Origin of the sequence: Aeromonas sp. FDAARGOS 1407, assembly GCF_019048725.1 — a bacterium.
Classification (GTDB): domain Bacteria; phylum Pseudomonadota; class Gammaproteobacteria; order Enterobacterales; family Aeromonadaceae; genus Aeromonas; species Aeromonas enteropelogenes.
The window spans coordinates 1,026,400-1,041,833 of record NZ_CP077399.1; the positions used below are offsets into that span (position 1 = coordinate 1,026,400).

General features: G+C 64.4%; 12 protein-coding genes and 2 pseudogenes. All 14 read right to left on the reverse strand.

From position 1 onward, the window contains the following. Window positions 1-2 precede the first annotated feature (2 nt). A complete protein-coding gene (locus tag I6L37_RS04875) occupies window positions 3-1,118 on the reverse strand; it encodes an ABC transporter permease (protein ID WP_216993409.1) in 1,116 nt (371 codons plus the stop codon). After that, window positions 1,115-2,887, reverse strand: coding sequence for an ATP-binding cassette domain-containing protein (locus I6L37_RS04880; protein ID WP_216993410.1), 1,773 nt, complete (start codon window positions 2,885-2,887; stop codon window positions 1,115-1,117). The genes I6L37_RS04875 and I6L37_RS04880 overlap by 4 nt, the downstream gene beginning before the upstream one ends. Further along, entirely contained in the window at window positions 2,884-3,852 is a 969-nt protein-coding gene (gene hlyD, locus I6L37_RS04885; protein WP_216993411.1) for a secretion protein HlyD, read from the reverse strand. The genes I6L37_RS04880 and hlyD overlap by 4 nt, the downstream gene beginning before the upstream one ends. After that, the gene (locus I6L37_RS04890) at window positions 3,849-4,481 is read right to left on the reverse strand and encodes a TetR/AcrR family transcriptional regulator (RefSeq protein WP_216993412.1); all 633 of its coding nucleotides are present in this window, start codon (window positions 4,479-4,481) and stop codon (window positions 3,849-3,851) included. The genes hlyD and I6L37_RS04890 overlap by 4 nt, the downstream gene beginning before the upstream one ends. Window positions 4,482-4,643: 162 nt before the next feature. Continuing rightward, the gene (gene hslU / locus I6L37_RS04895) at window positions 4,644-5,972 is read right to left on the reverse strand and encodes an HslU--HslV peptidase ATPase subunit (RefSeq protein ID WP_042070635.1); all 1,329 of its coding nucleotides are present in this window, start codon (window positions 5,970-5,972) and stop codon (window positions 4,644-4,646) included. A 60-nt stretch (window positions 5,973-6,032) separates the two neighbouring features. Continuing rightward, on the reverse strand, window positions 6,033-6,566 hold the full coding sequence (hslV, locus tag I6L37_RS04900) for an ATP-dependent protease subunit HslV (RefSeq protein ID WP_216993413.1): 534 nt from the start codon (window positions 6,564-6,566) through the stop codon (window positions 6,033-6,035). Between the two features lie 176 nt (window positions 6,567-6,742). After that, window positions 6,743-7,552 carry an SPOR domain-containing protein gene (locus tag I6L37_RS04905; RefSeq protein WP_216993414.1) on the reverse strand — a complete coding sequence of 270 codons (810 nt, stop codon included), beginning with the start codon at window positions 7,550-7,552 and terminating at the stop codon, window positions 6,743-6,745. Between the two features lie 3 nt (window positions 7,553-7,555). Beyond that, the gene (gene argS / locus I6L37_RS04910; RefSeq protein WP_042070632.1) at window positions 7,556-9,301 is read right to left on the reverse strand and encodes an arginine--tRNA ligase; all 1,746 of its coding nucleotides are present in this window, start codon (window positions 9,299-9,301) and stop codon (window positions 7,556-7,558) included. Window positions 9,302-9,717: 416 nt separating this feature from the next. Beyond that, window positions 9,718-10,533 (reverse strand): undecaprenyl-diphosphate phosphatase, encoded by an 816-nt coding sequence (bacA, locus tag I6L37_RS04915; protein WP_026457483.1) that lies wholly within the window; start codon window positions 10,531-10,533, stop codon window positions 9,718-9,720. Between the two features lie 132 nt (window positions 10,534-10,665). Beyond that, the gene (gene galM / locus I6L37_RS04920) at window positions 10,666-11,646 is read right to left on the reverse strand and encodes a galactose-1-epimerase (RefSeq protein WP_216993415.1); all 981 of its coding nucleotides are present in this window, start codon (window positions 11,644-11,646) and stop codon (window positions 10,666-10,668) included. Then, window positions 11,643-11,858: pseudogene (locus I6L37_RS04925) on the reverse strand (galactokinase); the annotation flags it as partial. The gene galM and the pseudogene I6L37_RS04925, both read right to left, overlap by 4 nt. Before the next feature lie 7 nt (window positions 11,859-11,865). Next, a complete protein-coding gene (locus I6L37_RS04930) occupies window positions 11,866-13,287 on the reverse strand; it encodes an IS66-like element ISKpn15 family transposase (RefSeq protein ID WP_032495448.1) in 1,422 nt (473 codons plus the stop codon). Window positions 13,288-13,343: 56 nt separating this feature from the next. Then, window positions 13,344-14,333: pseudogene (gene galK / locus I6L37_RS04935) on the reverse strand (galactokinase); the annotation flags it as partial. Next, window positions 14,330-15,388 carry a UDP-glucose--hexose-1-phosphate uridylyltransferase gene (locus I6L37_RS04940; RefSeq protein ID WP_216994123.1) on the reverse strand — a complete coding sequence of 353 codons (1,059 nt, stop codon included), beginning with the start codon at window positions 15,386-15,388 and terminating at the stop codon, window positions 14,330-14,332. The pseudogene galK and the gene I6L37_RS04940, both read right to left, overlap by 4 nt. Between the last annotated feature and the right edge of the window lie 46 nt (window positions 15,389-15,434).

The window sequence follows — 15,434 nt, forward strand, 5'->3', positions numbered from 1 at the left end:
GGTTACTCCAGGGTTCGCCGCGTCTTGCGGGCGGTGAGGGCCAGCCAGAACGCGGCCAGCAGCAACAGGCAGAGGGCGTTGACCAGCAGGATCGAGATCACGTTGCCCGCCTGATAGAGGGTCTGCAGGGAGCTCGCGAAGTAGCGGGCCGGAATGAGGTGGGTGATGGCCCGCAGCAGGGGTGGCATGCTGGCGATCTCGAACACGAAGCCCGAGAGCATCATGGCCGGCAGGAAGGCCGCCGTCAGGGCCGCCTGGGCGGCGTTGAACTGGCTGCGCATCACGGTGGAGAGAAACAACCCGAGCCCCAGGGCGCTGCCGAGAAACAGGCTGGTGACCAGGAACAGGACGGCCAGGGAGCCGCGCCAGGGCACCCCCATCACAACCACCGAGAAGAGCAAACAGATGAACATGGCGGCGATGCCGAGCCCGTAGTAGGGGATGAGTTTGGAGAGCAGCAGCTCGGCCTTGGTCACCGGGGTGGCGAGGAGGGCCTCCATGGTGCCGCGTTCCCACTCCCGGGCCACCACCAGGGAGGTGAGCAGGGCGCCGATGATGGTCATCACGACGGCAATGGAGCCTGGCACCAGGAAGTTGCGGCTCACCAGTGCCGGGTTGAACCAGGCGCGGGTGCGCAGCTCCACCGGCTGGCTCCGGGGCTTGCCCTCACTGAGAAGCCAGCCCTGCCAGATCCCCTGCACATAGTTGGTGACGAAGTTCGCCGTGTTGGGCTCGGATCCGTCGGTGAGCAGGGCGATGCGCGGCGCGCTGCCCCCCTGGCCCGCCAGGGCGCGGGAGAAGCCCTCGTCGATCACCAGGAGCCCCCGGATCTCGCCGCGCTCCAGGCTCCCCAGCAGCGCTTCCTTGCTCGCGCCCCCGTGCACCTCCAGCGCGGTCGAGCCGCGCAGGGCCTGCTCGAAGCGGATTGCCGGCGCCCCGCCGTCGGCACGCCACACTCCGAGGCGCAGGTGGTCCACGTCCAGGTTGATGGCGTACCCCATCACCACCAGCAGCACCACCGGCATGATGAAGGCGACCAGTATGCTGCTCGGGTCGCGCACGATCTGCAGCGACTCCTTGCGGCACAGGGCCAGCAGACGGCGGTGGCTGATGCTCATGCGTCCTCCTCGCTGGCCCGCTCGACCAGGGTGATAAAAGCCTCTTCCATGGTGGGCAAAGAGGTGGTGGGTAAGGCCATGGTTTGTGACGAATTGACGGGCATTGCCTGCGCCGCCTGCCCCTTGAGCTCGTCCGGGGTACCGAGGGCCAGCAGCTTGCCGCGGTAGATGAGGGCGATGCGGTCGCAATACTCCGCCTCGTCCATGAAGTGGGTGGTGACCAGCACGGTCACCCCGTGATCGGCCAGGGCGTTGATGTGGGACCAGAACTCGCGCCGGGTGACCGGGTCGACCCCCGACGTGGGCTCGTCGAGAAACAGCAGTGGCGGCGCGTGCAGCAGGGCGCAGGCGAGCGAGAGGCGCTGGCGCAGCCCGAGGGGCAGGGCTTCGGCCTGCTGACCGAGCCAGGGCCAGAGGGCGAAGGCCTCCACCATGGCGTCGATGCGCGCCTGCTGGGCGCGGCCGAACAGGCCGTAGATGCCGGCGAAGAACGACAGGTTCTGGGCCACGGTGAGCTGCTTGTAGAGGGAGAACTTCTGGGCCATGTAGCCGAGGTGTTGGCGCGCCGCCGACGGGCTGTGAGCGAGATCGATGCCGGTCACCAGGGCCTGGCCGCCGCTTGGGCGCAGCAGGCCGCACTCCATCTTGAAGGTGGTGGACTTGCCCGCCCCGTTGGGGCCGAGCAGGCCGAAGATCTCGCCCCGGCGCACCGCAAAGCTGACGTCGTCGGTGGCGGCAAAGTCCCCGAAGCGCTTGGTGAGGTGGCGCGCCTCGATCACCGCCTCGGGGGAGACCCCCGGCGGCAGCTCGGCCTCGGCCATGGTGGCGGCCAGGCTCGACTCCCCGCCCGGCCCGCCGCCGAGCAGATCGATGAAGGCATCCTCCAGCCGGGCCGGGGTCGGTGCGAAGGACCCCTCGCTCAGCCCCAGCTCGCCGAGGGGAGGCGGCGCTGCATCGGGGCGCAGCAGCAGGCGCACCCGCTCCCCGGCCACGGCGCCGTCCATAACGGTCGGGTGGGCCAGGGCCCGGCGCAGCAGGGCGCGCCGGGCCCGCCCGTCCAGGTTGCCCGCATCCAGCAGCCAGCAGCGGCTCGCCATGGCCCCCATCAGATCCGCCGGGGTGCCGCTGGTGCGCACCGCACCGTCCGCCATCAGCAGCACGTGATCGCACAGCTCCGCCTCATCCAGATACGCGGTGCTCCAGAGCACCGTCATGCCCCCCTGGGCGAGTTCGCGCACCATCTTCCACAGGGCGCGGCGGCTGATGGGGTCGACCCCGACCCCGGGTTCGTCGAGCAGCAGCACCTCGGGCTGGCCGAGCAGGGCGCAGGCGAGCCCGAGTTTCTGCTTCATCCCTCCCGACAGCTTGCCCGCCGGGCGGGCGGTGAAGCGGGCAAGATCGGTGAAGGCGAGTAGCCGGGCAAACGTCGGGCTGCGCTCGGGCTCCACCACGCCGCGCAGGTCGGCGTAGAGGGTGAGGTTCTCCAGCACGCTGAGATCTTCATACAGGCCGAACTGCTGGGGCATGTAGCCGAGGCGCTGGCGCAAGGCATCGCCTTCCTGCACCGGATCGAGCCCGAGCACCCGGCTCTGCCCGGCCTCCGGTACCAGCAGGCCGGCGAGCAGGCGCAGCAGAGTGCTCTTGCCCGCCCCGTCCGGCCCCACCAGCCCCGTGATGCCGCCGCCCGGTATGGTGGCCGAGATGGCATCCAGCGCCACGCGCTCGCCAAAGCGCTTGGTCAGCCCGTCGAGCCGGATGGCGGCGCTCATGGGGCCAGCCTGACGGTGACCGGCATTCCCTGGCGCAGGGCCGGGTCCGGATCCTGCACCACGATGCGCAGCCGGTAGACCAGGTGGGTGCGAAGATCCGGCGTCTCCACCGATTTGGGCGTGAACTCGGCGCTGGACGACACGAACCCCACCACTCCCTGATAGGGCTGGTCCGGTCGTGAGTCGGTGGTGAGCTGCACCCTGGCGCCGCTTGGGAAGTGACCGAGCCAGGGCTCCTCGACGTAGGCGCGCACCCAGACCGGGGTGATGAGTGACAGGTTGAAGGCGGTGGCGCCGGTCTGCACCATGCTGCCCGTCTCGACGGCGCGGGTGAGGATGATGCCGTCGCTCGGGGCGGTCAGGGCTGCATCGGCCAAGGCCAGCTCGGCGCTGGCAAGCGTTGCCTTGGCCCCTTCCAGCTGGGCATCGGACTGGGCGATCTCCTCGGGGCGGTAGCCGGTTTCGAGCTGGGCCAGCTGCTCGCGGGCGGCGCGTACCTGGGCGCGGGTCTGATCCCGCTGGGAGCGGGCGGTGTCGAGCTGGCCGCGAGAGATGGCGCCGGTGGCGGCCAAGGCGCTCTGGCGGCGCCACTGCTTGTCGGCCTCGAGAGCCGCGGCCTCGGCGGCACTGAGGGACGCCCGGGCGCGGTCCGTCTCCTCGCTGCGATACCCCTTGTGCATCAAGGCGTTGGCGGCGGTGAGCGCGGTCAGGTTGGCCTGTGCGCTGTCGCGGCTATGGATCAGCGGCGCCGGGTCGAGGCGAGCCAGCAACTGGCCGGCCTGCACCGCGTCCCCCTCGTCCACCAGCACCTCGCTGACCCGGCCGTCGACCCGAAACGCCAGGTTCACGTCGCGGATGTCGACGTTGCCGTAGAGGACGGAGCCGTCGGCGGGCCGCCCCTGCCACCAGAGATAGCCACCGATCAGGGTCAGCAGCACGGCCAAGAGTGCGATGCGTTGCTTCATAGGGGTTCTCCTTGGGGGCGGCGCAGGCCGCGCAGGGCCCAGATCAGCCGCTGCTGGGCGGCCTCGGGGTTGTCGATGTGGGCGAGGAAGGGGGCGGCCTGCTCGGGCAGCCAGCCGAGCTGGCGCCCGCCACCGGCGATCACCAGGGGCAGGCCGACCGCCCCCATGATGAAGATCATCAGCTGCACCGGGTTGCCCGCCACCAGCGAACCTTCGGCCTGGGCCCGCTGCACCTGCTCGAGCAGCAGCAGGGGGTGGCGGCGTGGCAGACTGAGCAGGAAGCGCTGGGCGGCGCCTTCCCCTGCCAGGGCATCGCCAAACAGGTGGTTGATGAAGCCGCGCTGGCGCCCCACCAGGGCGATCAGCGCCTGCATGGTGGCCTCGAACTGGGTGAGGGCATCGGGGTAGGCGCCGCGGGCGGCCACCGCCTTGAGCTCATCAAAGAGGGGGGCGTACCAGAGCTCCACCAGTTCGTCGATGAAGGCGTCGCGGTTGCCGAAGTGGTAGACGAAGGAGCCTAGGTTCACTCCGGCGGCGGCCGCCAGCTCGCGCACCGTGAGGCCGCGTAGCCCCTTGTCGGTGGCAATCTCAAGGCCGGTGTCGAGCAGTTTCTGGCGGGTCGGGTGCATGGTGCCCTCTCCATGGTATACAGATTTTGTATGATTATTATACGTATGTATAAATCAAGGTGGTAAAAGAGGAAAGCGCTTTTTTTGAGCAGGGATGGGGAGGGCAAGAAAATAAAAACGCCTCCACAAAGGGAGGCGTTTGGAAAGTGTGAGGCGCGGGCCTTACAGGATAAAGCGGCTCAGATCCTCGTCTTCAATCAGCTTGCCGAGGTGGGCATTGACGTAGTCGGTGTCGATGACGAAGGTCTGACCGGACTTCTCGGAGGCGTCGTAGGAGATGTCTTCCATCAGGCGCTCCATCACGGTGTGCAGACGACGGGCGCCGATATTCTCGGTGCGCTCGTTGACCTGCCAGGCCGCTTCGGCCAGACGGCGGATGCCATCTTTGGTGAACTCGATCTTGACCCCTTCGGTGGCCATCAGCGCCTGGTACTGATCGGTCAGGGAGGCGTTCGGCTCGGTCAAGATCCGCTCGAAATCTTCGGTGGTCAGCGCGGTCAGCTCGACCCGGATCGGTAGGCGACCCTGCAGCTCGGGGATCAGGTCGGACGGCTTGGCGATCTGGAAGGCGCCGGAGGCGACGAACAGGATGTGATCGGTCTTGACCATGCCGTGCTTGGTGTTGACGGTGCAACCCTCGACCAGGGGCAGCAGGTCGCGCTGTACCCCTTCACGGGAAACGTCCGGGCCCGAGCTCTCGCCTCGCTTGCAGATCTTGTCGATCTCGTCGAGGAAGACGATGCCGTTGTTCTCGACTGCGGCGATGGCCTTTTGCTTCAACTCTTCCGGGTTGACCAGCTTGGCCGCCTCCTCTTCGATCAGCACTTTCATGGCCTCTTTGACCTTGATCTTGCGCTTCTTCTTCTGGTTCTGGCCCAGGTTCTGGAACAGGCCCTGCAGCTGGTTGGCCATCTCTTCCATGCCCGGCGGGGTCATGATCTCCACGCCCATCGGGGAGGCGGCCAGGTCCAGCTCGATCTCCTTGTCATCCAGCTGGCCTTCACGCAGCTTCTTGCGGAAGATCTGGCGGGTGTTGGAGTTGTCGGCCTTCTCTTCCTCGCCCCAGGTGTTGCGTGGGTTGGGCAGCAGGGCGTCGAGGATGCGCTCTTCGGCGGCCTCTTCGGCGCGGTATTTCATCTTCTCCATCTCGGTCTCGCGCACCAGCTTGATGGCGACATCGGTCAGATCGCGGATGATGCTGTCTACTTCCTTGCCCACATAGCCCACTTCGGTGAACTTGGTCGCTTCGACCTTGATGAAGGGGGCATTGGCCAGCTTGGCCAGACGACGGGCGATCTCGGTCTTGCCGACGCCGGTCGGGCCAATCATCAGGATGTTCTTCGGGGTTACCTCGTGGCGCATCTCTTCATTGAGCTGCATGCGGCGCCAGCGGTTGCGCAGGGCCACGGCCACCGCGCGCTTGGCGTCGGCCTGACCAATAATGTGTCGGTCCAGTTCGTGGACGATTTCTCTCGGGGTCATCTCGGACATGATGGCGTTCCTGTATCCGGGGCGGGCAGGGCCCGCCCCTTGGAAAATGGGGTGGCTGACTTACTTGTCGCTATAGTCCAGCACTTCAATGGTGTGGTTGCCGTTGGTGAAGACGCAGATGTCGCCCGCAATCTTGAGGGACTTCTCGACAATGGTCTTGGCATCCAGATCTGTGTTTTCCAGCAGGGCGATGGCCGCGGACTGGGCGAAGTTGCCGCCCGAGCCGATGGCGATGAGATCGTGCTCCGGCTGCACCACGTCACCGTTGCCGGTGATGATGAAGGATTTGTGCTCGTCGGCGACGGCCAGCAGGGCCTCGAGGCGGCGCAGGGCGCGATCGGTGCGCCAGTCTTTTGCCAGCGCCACGGCGGCGCGTTCCAGGTTGCCCTGGTGGGCCTGCAGCTTGGCTTCGAAACGCTCGAGCAGGGTGAAGGCATCGGCAGTACCGCCGGCGAAACCTGCCAGCACCTTGCCGTTATAGAGACGGTGAACCTTGCGGGCATTGCCCTTCATGACGGTGTTGCCAAGAGAAACCTGGCCATCGCCACCGATGACGACCTGACCGTTGCGGCGAACTGAAACTATGGTAGTCACTTTACTTACCTCGCTTGAGCCGAATAACGGCCTGAGTGTGCATGAGAGCAGAGATGGGGACGGCATCCGGGCTTTTCAACCCCGCCCGTCGCAGGGCGCCAGTTGGCTGGGGGCAAGGCAGGCATGAAAAAGAGAGGCCGGGTTTTGCAACCCGGCCCCTCGCTGTCAGGAGACACTTACCCTTTCTTGGGAATGCAGCCGCTGATGCCCGAGCTTTGCAGCTTGCGGTTGGCCGCATCGGCGGCCGCCTTGCCGTTGAAAGGGCCCACCATCACCTTGTAGACGGTGCCGTTGGCACCGTTGATCACCTGCAGGCTGGAGGAGAGGCCGGCGGTGAAGGCGATGCGCGCCTTGAGCGACTCGGCAGAATCCTGCGAGCGCAGGGCTGCACACTGCATCATGTAGCGACCGTTGTCGGCGGCAGTCTGGGCCGCCTTGGCCTTGGCGGCTTCGGCACGTTCCCGCTCCAGCTCGGCACGGATCTCGCGTTCCATTCGTTCCCGTTCGGCCTTGCGGTCGATCACCTGCTCCTGGGCGCTGGCGACCGGCGCCCCCGTGGCCGGGTTGGACGGATAGGGTTGCTGGCCGAGCGGCGTTCCCGGCTGGGGAATATTGGTCGGTACCGGTTGTGGCAATTTATCCGGCTGCAGGGTGACGGTTGGTGCCGGAGGTGGTGGCACACCCGGCTGGGGCGGCGGTTCGATCACATCGACCTGCTTGTTCTCCAGCCGTTCGATGTAGCTCCACTTCTCCTGGGGCAGACCATTGCTCTGGGCCTTGGGCTTGTTGGCCTTCACCTGCTCTTCGATGGTGGGGGCATCGTTGCCCTTGCCATTGATCATGTAGAGGAAGGCACCAAAACCCGCCAGCAGTGCACCGGCCAGCAGGGCCGGGATAACAGGAAAGCGGCGAGGCGCCGCTTTCCTGGTGTTGCGACCACCCGCCCGACGTCGCGGGCGGTTGCCGACATAATCCCGGGTTGCCATCTATTACATGCGCTCCAGGGTGTGGATGCCCAGTACGCCGAGGCCCAGTTTCAGCACCTTGGCGGTGGCAGCGCACAACAGCAGACGGCTCTGGCGAGTGGCTTCGTCGACGCCATCCTTGTTGATCGGGCAGGCTTCGTAGAAGGTCATAAAGTTGCCGGACAGCTCGTACAGATAGGTACAGAGCAGGTGCGGCATGCCCTTGTCCGCCACGCCGTTGACTGCGTCGGAGAACTGGATCAGCTTCTGGGCCAACACCTCTTCCGCCTCTTCGCTCAGGATCACCTTGCCGGTCAGGGTCTCGGCATTGATGCCGGCCTTGCGGAAGATGGACTGGATCCGGGTGTAGGCGTATTGCAGGTAAGGGGCTGTATTGCCTTCAAACGACAGCATCAGATCCCAGTCGAAGATGTAGTCGGTGGTGCGGTTCTTGGAGAGATCCGCATACTTGACCGCACCCATGGCGATGGCGTGGACTACCTCGGCCTTCTCCTCGGCGGAGAGATCGCTGTTGCGGCTCTCGAGCAGGGCGGCGGCGCGCTCCTCGGCTTCGTTCAGCAGGTCGACCAGCTTGACGGTGCCGCCGGAACGGGTCTTGTAGGGACGGCCATCCTTGCCCAGCATCATGCCGAAGGCGTGGTGCTCGAGGGGCACGGAGTCCGGCACATAACCCGCCTTGCGGGTGATAGTCCAGGCCTGCATCAGGTGCTGGTGCTGACGGGAGTCGATGAAGTACATGACACGGTCGGCGCCCAGGGTTTCATAACGGTACTTGGCACAGGCGATGTCGGTGGTGGTGTAGAGGAAGCCGCCATCGCTCTTCTGGATGATGACGCCCATGGGCTCGCCATCCTTGTTCTTGAACTCGTCCAGGAAGACGACGGTGGCCCCTTCGCTCTCGACCGCCAGCCCGCGGGCTTTCAGGTCGGTCACGATTTCCGGCAGCATGTCGTTGTACATGGACTCGCCCATGATGTCCTTGTCGGTCAGGGAGACATTCAGGCGGTCATAGTTGCGCTGGTTCTGCTCCATGGTCATGTCGACCAGCTTCTTCCACATGGAGCGGCAGTACTCGTCACCGCCCTGCAGCTTGACCACGTAGTTACGGGCACGCTCGGCGAAGGCTTCATCTTCGTCATACAGACGCTTGGCCTGGGTGTAGAAGGCTTCCAGATCCTTGAGCTGCATGTCGCTGGCGTGCTCGTTCTCCATCTTCTCCAGATAGGCGATCAGCATGCCGAACTGGGTACCCCAGTCACCGATGTGGTTGGCACGAACCACTTTATGGCCGAGGAACTCCAGCGCGCGCGCGGCCACGTCACCGAGGACGGTGGAGCGGATGTGGTGCACCGCCATCTCTTTCGCCACGTTCGGGGCTGAGTAGTCCACCACCACGGTCTGCGGCGCAGGCAGCTTCACGTTGGCATTGGCACTGGCCACCACGGCTTCCACCTGACCGGCCAGCCAGCTGGGGTCGAAGAAGAAGTTGATGAAGCCGGGGCCGGCGATCTCGACCTTGGCGATCAGATCGGAGGCGGGCAGGTGCTCGATGATGGCGGCAGCCAGCTCACGGGGATTCTTGCGGGCCGGTTTGGCCAGCAGCATGGCCAGGTTGGTGGCCAGGTCGCCGTGAGCTTTTTCCTTGCATCGGTCTACTTGCACGCGGGCTTCCAGGTCCGCCGGCAGGATGCCCGCTGACTTGAGATTGGCTACCGTTTGTTCAAGTAGATGATGAATATGCTCTTTCATAACTGACCACCAAGGTTGCGCGTCGAAAAATGACTGATATATAAGGGCGTGAATTTTACCCGCATCGGCCGGAGAAAACTATAGGGATGACCCGCCGCTCACAGTCGGGCGGATAATTCACTGTTTTTGGCGCCAATATCCGGAAAATTAACCGCAATATGGTGCTTATCCATTTCTACTGCATATCGAAGCGGCTTGTCCAGGCTATTTTCCCCTGATTGTTAAGGGTTTTTTCCTTGCCATGACGGAGCAACCCTGCTCCGACGACAGGATCAGCGCAGCCTGCTCTTCTGCCCGGTCGTAATGGAGATGAAGGATTTGTTCGAGGCTTTTTGGTTGGAACTGTCAGATTAGGGGTAGTAGAGATCAAAAAAAGGGACCGATATGGTCCCTTTTTACTTGGCCGGCGCAGGTTGTCAGGCCACGAACACCAGATAGACGGCGAAGGCCACCACGAAGCGGTAGATGGCGAACGGGATGAAGTCGAGGCGACGGATCAGCGCCAGGAAGGTCTTGATGGCAAACATGGCCACCACGAAGGCGGTGATGAAGCCGACCGCGAACATGGGGAAATCCGCCATGGAGAGGAAGTCGCGGCTCTTGTAGAGATCCAGCGTGCTGGCCGCCATCATCATGGGCACCGCCATGATGAAGGAGAACTCGGCCGCCGCGTGGCGGCTGATCCCCATCAGCATGCCGCCACTGATGGTGGCGCCGGAGCGGGAGAAGCCTGGCCAGAGGGCCAGACACTGGAACAGGCCGATGCCGAACGCCTGCTTGTAGCTGATGTCGTCCAGGGTGTCGGCGGTGACGGCGGGACGGAACTTCTCGGCGATGATCAGCAGGATGCCGCCTGCCACCAGGGCGTACATGACGGTGACCGGGCCAAACAGGTTGGCCTTGATCCAGCTGTGGATAGCCAGACCGATGACGATGGCGGGCAGCATGCCGAGGATGACGTGGATCAGCGACAGGGTGGAATGGCCAGGTGCCGGCTTCTGGCCGAAGTGGATGCCGATGAGGCCAAACAGACGGCGCCAGAAGACGGCGACTACCGCCAGGATGGAACCCAGCTGGATCACCACTTCGAAGGTAGCAGCCTTGGGCCCTTCAAAGCCCAGTAGATGGCCGACGATGATCATGTGGCCGGTAGAGGAGACGGGGAGGAACTCGGTCAGCCCCTCGACGACGCCCAGAATAAAGGCGACCAGCAGGCTATAGGTATCAGTCATCGAACAAAAAGTCCTTACTTCGTTGATGTAAAAGCCGGGTTGATGCAAAAAATCCCCGAGAGTGCTCCCGGGGCGGCTTATCTTGCTCGATTGTCAGTAAGGTGGCTATGTAAAAATGATGAAACCTTTAAGTCAGTCGCGGATGAATCGGTAGCGGGTCTGATGGCGGTATTGCTGGCCTGGCAGCAGCCAGACATCCCCCAGTTCGGGACGATTCGGGCTGTCCGGCAACTGCTGTGCCTCCAGACAGAAGCCGTCGTGATCCCGCAAAATCTGGCCATCGCGACCCGCCGTGCCGGCCAGCCAGTTGCCGGTGTAGAACTGCAGCGAAGGCTGGTTGGTGTAGACCTCCATCGCCAGTTGCCGATCTGCGGAAACCACCCGGGCCGCCCACTCCTGCTCGGGGCCATTCAGCACAAAGGCGTGATCGTAGCCTTTGGCCTGGCGCTGCTGGGGATGGCTCAGCCAATCCTGGCCGATGGGGCGTTCATGGCGCAGGTCGAAGGGGCCTGCCACCGGCGTGACCGTGAGCGGCAGGCCGCTCGGGTCGGTGGGCAGGAAATGATCGGCATTGAGGTTGATGGTGTGACCGAGTACGTCGCCGCCGTCCGGACGCTTGCCATCCAGATTGAAGTAGGCGTGGCTGGTGAGGCTGACCGGGGTCGGCGCATCTGTGCTGGCACGAAACTCCACCACCAGATCGCTCTGCTCCAGCCGGTACTCCAGGGTCACCCTCAGGTTGCCGGGAAAGCCTTGATCCCCCGCCTTTGATAGCAAAGCCAGCCTGACCCGATCCGCCTCAAGCTCCCTGATCTGCCAGGTACGGCGATGAAAGCCCTCCCTGCCGCCGTGCAGGCAATGGGGCGGCTGGTTGGCATCGAGGGGCCAGCGATCGCCCCCTCGTACCAGCTCGGCCCCGCCGATGCGGTTGGCAAAGCGCCCTGCCACGGCCCCCAGCCACACCTGTTGGTCGGGGTAATCCTGATCGGCGCAGCCCAGCAACACCTCGCGCCGCTCCCCCGCGACCGGCAGGGTGAGGGAGGTGAGGGTGGCTCCGAAGTCGAGGCCGCGCAGGCGCAGCCCCTCCTCGTTTTCCAGTTCGAAGGCCGTCATAGCCTGCCTGCTCCGGCACTGGCGCGGCAGACATAGCAATCGGCCTTGAGGCCGAAGCGGGCCGGGTACTCGGCATCGACCGCCGCGATCACGCTGGCCACCTTGTCCGGGCGCAGCAGGGCGACCACGCAGCCGCCAAAGCCGCCGCCGGTCATCCGCACGCCACCTTCGTCGCCGATATTTGCCTTGATGAGTTCCACCAGGCCGTCGAGTATCTATTCACCAGGACGGGGTTGACGGCATCAGTTCTGCCGGGATGGGATAATCTGTCTTCTCGATGCACGCCCTGACCACGGCCCTCAACCACTCCTGTGGGCAGCGGCCCAATCGCTTGCCGGTCTCCACCAACGACAGGATGCGCTGGCGAAACAGCTCGCCCCGGTGAGACCACACGCCGTAGCTACCCTTGCGCCAGAGCACATAGCCACGCAGCGCCCGCTCCGCCTCGTTGTTGGTCAGCGCTATTTCGTCGTCAGTCATAAACCGCCACAGCATCTCGTCATCCCGCAGCAGCAACTGGCATCGTCCACGGTAGCGTTTGCTGCACAACAGGGCGCCGCGCTCCAACTGGCTTCGCCAGCTTTGCCGGTAACGCGCGAGCCTGCGCAGGTATTTCTGCTTGCTCAACGCACCGCTTTCCCAACGGTGCCGGGTACGAAACACCGCATCCGCCAGCAAGACCAACCGGGCACCGATGGGCTGGTTGCACTGCTCGCTACTCTCGGCGATGGCCACGAGATTGCGGGCCACGTGGGCCCAGCACAGTTGCCGCTGGTCGGCGTCGATAAACCGGTAGCCGGCGTACTGGTCGGTCACCAGCACCCCGTCAAACTCGGCGCCCAGCAGCCGCTTGGCCGCCTCCTGACCACGGCCATAGGCCGTCATGAAGCAGACGGCTATCTTGCTCAGCGCCAGCCACATCCAGCGGCGCTCTCCACCCCGCTGATGCCGGGTCTCATCGGCATGAACGTGGGTGGCCGTCTGCACCTGCTGCTTGATGGCCTGGTAGGTCGGGGTGAGCATGGCACTCACCCGCCCCTGCGCCTCACTGATGGCGCCCCGGCTAAAACTCAGGCCGAAATGCTGTTTGAGCTGCTGCTGTATCTGGCTGACGCTCTGGTGAAACTGGCCGCTTTGCAGCGCGATGTAGCTGAGCAGATTGGCCCCCATCTGGCTGCTGCTGACGTTGTCTGGCAGTGCGGCCTGGGTCGTGCCGATACACCGTGAGCAGGTCGCACGATACAGTTGGTGTTCGGTGACGAGATAGCTCACCTCGGGCAGCTCGAACACCTGATGAACCTGATAGGGTTTGGCATGGGCCACCATGTCCCCGCCACAGCAAGCGCAATCGGCGGCAGGGTAATGCGGGACCAGGGTCAGGCGGGCATCAAGCGGATGCCGCTCGCGGCGATGTCCCTTGTGACCGGGCTGCGCCCCCCGTTGCTTGCCGGACGCCGGACGCTTGCGGGCCGGCGGCGGTGCACCGGGGCCGTCGCTGGAAGGCGGCTTGGAGGAGTTGCCGCTGTGCTGATTGAGGCGGTCCTCCAGCTCGGCGATGCGGTCGAGGAGCTTATAAATCAGCTCGTTGGCCTGCTCCAGAGTGGTGGGCATTCCCGCGGAATGCATGGTGTTTTTGCTCATGGGGGGAGCGTATCTAAGGAGCAGGATCAAGCAAGCAGGAAAGTGGGATCAAGAGACGATCGTCTCATTTTTCCTGTGTCAATACTGTTCCGGTGAATACTTACGCCGTCGATGGGGGGAACCGTGATCTCGAAATCATCGCGCATGGCGGCATGGGACTGGGCCATCAGCTCGCCGAGACGCACCAGATCGTCGCGCTCCAGCGCATCGGCGGCAGCCAGCGTGCGCGCATTTTCGCCCACTACGTGGCGGGCGCGGCGATAACAGGCCTCATCCAGCCCGGCCTTGCCCGCCTCCAGGGCGGCCAGATCCAGGTCGCGCAGCGCCTTGACCCCGTAGTGACGGGCGGCGGTTTCACACTGCTGGCGGCGAGTGTTGTATTCGCTGTCCACCAGGCCGCGGCGCACGTTGGAGTTAACGATCAGCACCGCCAGATCGGCCGGCATGGTGATGAGGCGGGTTTCCAGCGAGCGGCAGTCGAGCAGCAGGGCGTGATCCTGCTTGCCACTGGCGGAGATCATCTGATCCATGATGCCGCAGTTGCAGCCGACGAACTGGTTTTCTGCCTGCTGGCCGTTGAGAGCGATCTCGGCCTGGCTGATGGCGAGACTCTGGGCCTCCTTGAAGGCCTGGCCGATGGCTACTTCCAGCGAGGCGGAAGAGGATAGCCCGGCCCCCTGGGGCACGTTGCCGGAGACCACCAGATCGAGGCCGCGCAGGGCATGACCACGCTCTTGCAGGTATTTCACCACCCCGCGGATGTAGTCGCTCCAGCGCTGGCCGGGGTGGTGCTCGATGGGCTGGTTCAGGTCGAACTGATCGCGCTGGTTGTCGTAGTCGGCGGCGATCACCTGCACCAGGCTGTCATCCCGCAGGCCGATGGCGACACAGGTTTCATAGTCGATGGCGCAGGGCAGCACGAAGCCGTCGTTGTAGTCGGTGTGTTCGCCGATGAGGTTGACGCGGCCGGGGGCGCGTACCAGCAAGGAGGGCGCTTTGGCAAACTGTTCGGCAAAGACGGCGCTGACGCGTTGGCTCGGGGTCATGGGGTTTCCTCATTGGCTGGGGTGATCTGGTTGTAATGAACGGAAGAGAGGGCTCGCAGTCGTTCGGCCGCCTGCTCCGGAGTCAGGTCGCGCTGGGTCTCGGCCAGCATCTCGAAGCCCACCATAAATTTGCGCACGCTGGCTGAACGTAAAAGCGGCGGATAGAAGTGGGCGTGCAACTGCCAGGCCTCGGGGCAATCCGAGCGGGGCGGCGCGAAGTGCCAACCCATGGAGTAGGGGAAGCTGCATTCGAACAGGTTGTCGTAGCGGCTGGTGAGCTCCTTGAGCGCTATCGCCAGATCCTGCTGCTGGGCCGGGGTCATATCCAGCATGGAAGGAATATGAGTCTTGGGCAGCAGCAGGGTCTCGAACGGCCAGGCGGCCCAGAAGGGCACCACCGCCAGCCAGTGGTCGGTCTCCACCACGATGCGGGATCGGTCGGCCAGCTCCCGCTCCACATACTCCAGCAGCATGGGGCGGCCGTGCTCGGCCAGCCAGTCGCGTTGATGTTGATCCTCGCGGGCGATCTCGTTGGGCAGGAAGTCACTGCCCCACAGCTGGCCATGGGGGTGAGGGTTGGAGCAGCCCATGACGGCCCCTTTGTTTTCAAACACCTGCACCCATTCCCACTGCTCTGACAGCTCGGCGACCTGCGCCATCCAGGTGGTGATCACCCCCTCGATGGCAGGCAGGGGCAGCTCGGGCAGCGTCTTGCCATGATCCGGCGAGAAACAGATGACCCGGCTGGTGCCACGGGCGGCCTCCAGTTTCAGCAAGGGGTCACCGGCAGTGTCGGCGGCCGGGGTGTCCTGCATCAGGGCGGCGAAGTCGTTGGTAAAGACGAAGGTGCCCTGATACTCGGGGTTGATGTCACCAGTGACCCGCTTGTTGCCTGCACAGAGGAAACAGTCGGGGTCGTGGGCTTGTTGGGGGGCCTGGCTCACCTTCTCCATCTGCCCCTGCCAGGGGCGCTTGGCCCTGTGGGGAGAGACCAGCACATACTGGCCGGTCAGCGGATTGAAGCGGCGATGGGGATGATCGACGGGGTTGAACATCATCTCTCCTGATAAGGTATTGAAAATAAGGTCATTGTTCCGCGGG